The 4,487-nt window shown below is 41.3% G+C and carries 3 protein-coding genes and 1 pseudogene; 2 read left to right on the forward strand and 2 right to left on the reverse strand.

Annotated features, from left to right (window positions below; translation table 11 throughout):
• Positions 1 to 292: 292 nt before the first annotated feature.
• On the reverse strand, positions 293 to 859 hold the full coding sequence (locus F6K57_RS37630; RefSeq protein WP_364305769.1) for an ATP/GTP-binding protein: 567 nt from the start codon (positions 857 to 859) through the stop codon (positions 293 to 295).
• Positions 860 to 1,111: 252 nt separating this feature from the next.
• Positions 1,112 to 2,215 (reverse strand): saccharopine dehydrogenase NADP-binding domain-containing protein, encoded by a 1,104-nt coding sequence (locus F6K57_RS37635; protein ID WP_075901514.1) that lies wholly within the window; start codon positions 2,213 to 2,215, stop codon positions 1,112 to 1,114.
• Between the two features lie 615 nt (positions 2,216 to 2,830).
• Between F6K57_RS37635 and F6K57_RS37640 the strand changes: the two genes are divergently transcribed.
• The gene (locus tag F6K57_RS37640) at positions 2,831 to 3,412 is read left to right on the forward strand and encodes a helix-turn-helix transcriptional regulator (protein WP_070394022.1); all 582 of its coding nucleotides are present in this window, start codon (positions 2,831 to 2,833) and stop codon (positions 3,410 to 3,412) included.
• A 792-nt stretch (positions 3,413 to 4,204) separates the two neighbouring features.
• Positions 4,205 to 4,487: pseudogene (locus F6K57_RS37645) on the forward strand (chloride channel protein); the annotation flags it as partial.

Genomic DNA, 4,487 nt, shown 5'->3' on the forward strand with positions numbered 1-4,487 from the left:
CTCTATAACGTTTACCTACTAAGCTTTTCACCAAGGGATCCGTTCAATCCGGATTACTTTTTTAGTGACGCTAATTAATGATTTGTATAGTTTTATAAACACAAATTACAGAAGATGGCAATTCTTATAAACGATAATCCTTGGGGCGAAGTATTCGGCTAGCCAATGTGGGAGCAAACCAAGAATTTATGTGCGAATGCTTCGCCCTGACAAACGTCCTTTGTGCTATGGGTTTCGACCTGACAGGGGCTGGTCAGTTATTTGAGTTGAACGGCACTAGCTACTGACTTGTCTAGCAATCTAGGAGATCGATCAAAAGCACCAAAGCCTCAAGCACTGAGGTTCGCTGATTGGGATTAACTATCACACTTGCGGGTTGATTGTGAGGGTTGCTATAACCGAGAGTTCTGATAATCTCCTCTGAGGTCATTGCCCCTGGACAATCCATATGGGTTAAACCAATAATCATGGGAACATTTACTCGCTCTTTCATAAACAGCAGAAGCTCACGAGAGTGGTTTAAACTGCTGGGTCGATGAACCGGCACAAGTACGATGTAGGCGTGAGCTTCACGAATTAAAATATCCCACATGAAGTCAAAGCGAGATTGACCAGGAGTACCGTAGATGTGAACATTTAGATTTTTACCAAAGGTAAGGCTACCAAAGTCAAAGGCAACGGTAGTTTTTTTCTTTAGCAGAAGTATTTCGTCGGTGGCTTTACGTTCTATTTCCACAGCTTCAACATTACTCGCTGTTCTCACAAAAGTAGATTTGCCAGCTCCTACAGTTCCGGTTACTACCACACGGACACTTTTCATGGGATTTACTCCACTAAGACTAGTTAATATTGAGTAGATTTCACTCTTAGCAGATCAAAAACGTAAATTTGCGGCGTAAATCTTGTGATTTGAGTTAAACTCAGATCTTAAACCAAGTTTACAATTAACCTGTAAAGGTAGGCCACAGCGGATATCAGAACAGGTAAAAGTGATAATATTTGACTATTTGAGGACTTAAATTGATTTTTATCACTGCCATTATTAAGTTTTTTGTACTGGTGTAATATCTCAGTTAAAGGAGGATTATCAAAGCGGATTTGGTATCAACACTCAAGCTTCAACAGTATTAATCTCAAGTCCTCGACTTTGTATAATTTGCTCAAATAACGGCGTACACAGAGCTTGTTCCACTGGCCAAACTCCCGGTTTATTGAGTTGACCAGTAAGCATCAGTTCCGCAATACTACCAGTACCCACCCCAGCAGCGACAGCAGTATTCTGATGGACTAAGGTGGAGCTAGCACGGGCTGATTTACCATCTTTGTAACCACTAACCTCTGAGCGAATTGCAACACCAATGCCACTAACGCGATCGCTTACATCGGTCATGATGTGGCTGACATGGGACAAAAACTCGATTCCAGCGGGATTTTTCAGCCAAGATGAGGGGAAGATGTGGGCAGCTATCCAGGTAAGATGATTATAAAAATCGGGAACTGAGCCAAATTTAGTGATGACGGTGTTAACGGGGAATGAGTCCACTAAGGTCAAGGCTTCTGGCATATCAAACCAGTAGACACCAGCTTTACCATAGGGAGCAGGGAATTGGATGGTTTCCCGTAGGCTATAAGGTTTAACGGTTTGCCACTGATTATTAATCCAAGCTTCAAAGGGTTCTTGCAATCCCAGGAAAGTAGTACGCATTACCGTCACTCCAGCACCACCAGAACCCGCAACTACATAGCTGAGGTGAATCCGTTCTGCAACATCTAACTGTTCCACATCGTGACGCACCATGCTATTGGAGATACCAGGAAAAATGCCAGAATTCACAATAGCGGTGACACCAGCAGCAGTAGCTTGTTCACGGAAGGCTAAGGCTTTACGGGTAAAAGCACGGTTGTCACTGACATCGAGATAGTTAACCCCTTGTTCGATGCAAGTGTTTAGGACAGTAGCGTCTCGGTATAGAAACGGACCAGCACAATGGATGACTAGGTTGTGAGATGCGATCGCATTTTTTAACCCCTCCTGATCAGCTAAGTCTAGAGGGAGAAACTGCACGGGGGGCTGTAACTGTTGTGGCAAAGCTAGGTCAAGTTTACCCTGACGTCCGGTAATCGTAATTTTCGCCTGAGTATGGGCAAGTAAGTCTTGGGCTACACTGTTCCCGATTCGTCCTTTGCCTCCTAGGATTAAAACCTGGTCTGTCATTAGATTATGTCTGCTTGAATACTGATCGCAGTTCTATCTTAGGGTTGCTGGTTTCACGTAATGTCATCATTGGATTCAAGTCTAATTTAATTGTGTCCATTGGATTTTACTAATAGTCAATTTTTGAACTCTAGGTATTTCTGTAGGTATTGTGATAATTTTTGATACCATATTCCCTACTCCCGTCTTGATGCAATAGCGAGTGGGGTAAACCCCCGCAGGTCGGCGCTGCATCGCTACTCCCTACTCCCTACTCCCTTTAAGACTATAGCAATTTTAAGGGATTGAAACGTAAGACAAGTCAGTCCGACTTTGGGTAGATTCTTTCCCATCTTTCCCATCTTCCCCATCTTCCCCATCTCCATCTTCATAAATTATCCCGATGTTGTGCAAACCCCTTCAGGGGATAGGCTTGACTTCCGCCATATAGTTAAGTTTTGTTACAAAAATGCGATATTCTGCATAAACGTTAAGGCTTAATCCTGATAAGTATTAAGACCCTTAAAAATAGCAACTAACTACACTTTGCAGCACATGACCTAGCTCCCCCAAACTGAGCAGTGGGAAATCGCCTCCCCACAGACTATCCAACTTCTTTTAGAATAGGTCTACAAGATGAATACTATCACTAACTCTTTAGAAAGAGCCAATACTCAAGCACAACAGTTACATAAGGTTTTTTTACAAGGGATACTGGAAGGATTTATTGATGGCATTTTGATTCTGAGTACAAAAGGAAAGATACTTCATGCCAATGAATCTGCTCGCCTTCTGTTGGATCAACTCACACCAGAGAGTAAACAATCTAATTTGGTGCCTAAACAAATCTGGCGTATCTGCCAAGCTTTGAAATACAGTTTTAAGTCCTATCATTCTCAGGCAGTTATTATAGATTCTCATCTTACTACGAGTCAGTCAACTCCTGTTCGGATTCGAGTGCGATGGCTCAAATTAGAGTTATCTAAAGAGCCTTGTATTTTAGTTACTCTTGAAGACCAACATCAATCCATTCAAAATCTAGTGCTTGCAGAAGTTTACCACTATGGTTTAACTCCTCGTGAAGCAGAAGTCTGGTTACTGCGTCGAGTCAATTATTCCTATAAAGACATTGCCGCTAAGCTATTCATTACCCTCAGCACAGTGAAGAAGCACATGAAAAATATTCATGCTAAACGTAAGCTGACAGCCGTGAGCTAAAAGCTCACGCTACGCGAACAGCTGTCAGCTGTCAGCTTAAAATAAACCTCTAAGCGTGAGAATTTAATAGTTCGAGATTAATCATAATTGAAAGTCTGGGGAAAATCCCATCAGTAGAAGTAACTCACATGAAACGAATCCTTGCCTCTTTTCTTCAAAAACTGTTCCCGTAGCGCATTAGCTGAATGCTTACAGCTAAAAGCTTATGCCAGTGCTTTGCAGCTAGACCAATAATTTGAAGCGAGCAGTTCTGGACTAGCTGCTGCATCTGGCTTACCAATTAGAGGAGTTGCACTCGGAGGGTTTGTTGTAGTCTGTAGCAACACCCGCGACTCAGGCAAACTCTTGTCAGGCTTACCTCAAGCAATATTAGGTATTGAACCATCAGACTAGACGAGGGCAAAATTCCCCTAACCGATTACCCCTTATTTATTTAGGGTTTCCATTGTTAATGATAACTCAGTTTTCAACGTTATGAAAACTACTTTATGCAAAAAATAGTTTTAATTAATGCAAAATCAACATAAAAAAAAATTGATGTGAAAACAGGGCAAACCCATGTAAATTCTAAAAGCCTTACTCAGACAAAACGGCAAATATAATAAGCAAAATTACTTATTATATCAGTTTCATATCGAGTAAGGATTTCAAAATAAGAGGGATTGACACGGAATGTAAAAATAAATTTATTTTCATGTACTCCATACATAGTGACTCTATCTATTTATGTTATTTTTGTCCATGATGAAGCAATAACCAATTTTCGTAAAAAACAACTGGGTCAAGACAAGAATGACATCAGATACGGCTGAAGTGTTATCGGTAAATCAAAGGACTAATCAGACGGAAAAATCAGATCGGGACAATAAACAAGTCAAGCTAGCCTATACCCAACTAATCCTCTGCGCTACAGGGATTGGTATTGCTGGCGGATTAGTAGCAACTAGTTACTATTTTGTCCTAGAACAGTGTTTGCATTTTGTTTGGCATTGGTTACCCGAATTTCTAGAACCCTATTTCCCGAGTTGGCTACCCTCTTGGAATTATGTGTGGATTGCCACTACCATTGGTGGGT

The sequence above is a fragment of the Moorena sp. SIO4A5 genome (assembly GCF_010672005.1).
GTDB lineage: Bacteria > Cyanobacteriota > Cyanobacteriia > Cyanobacteriales > Coleofasciculaceae > Moorena.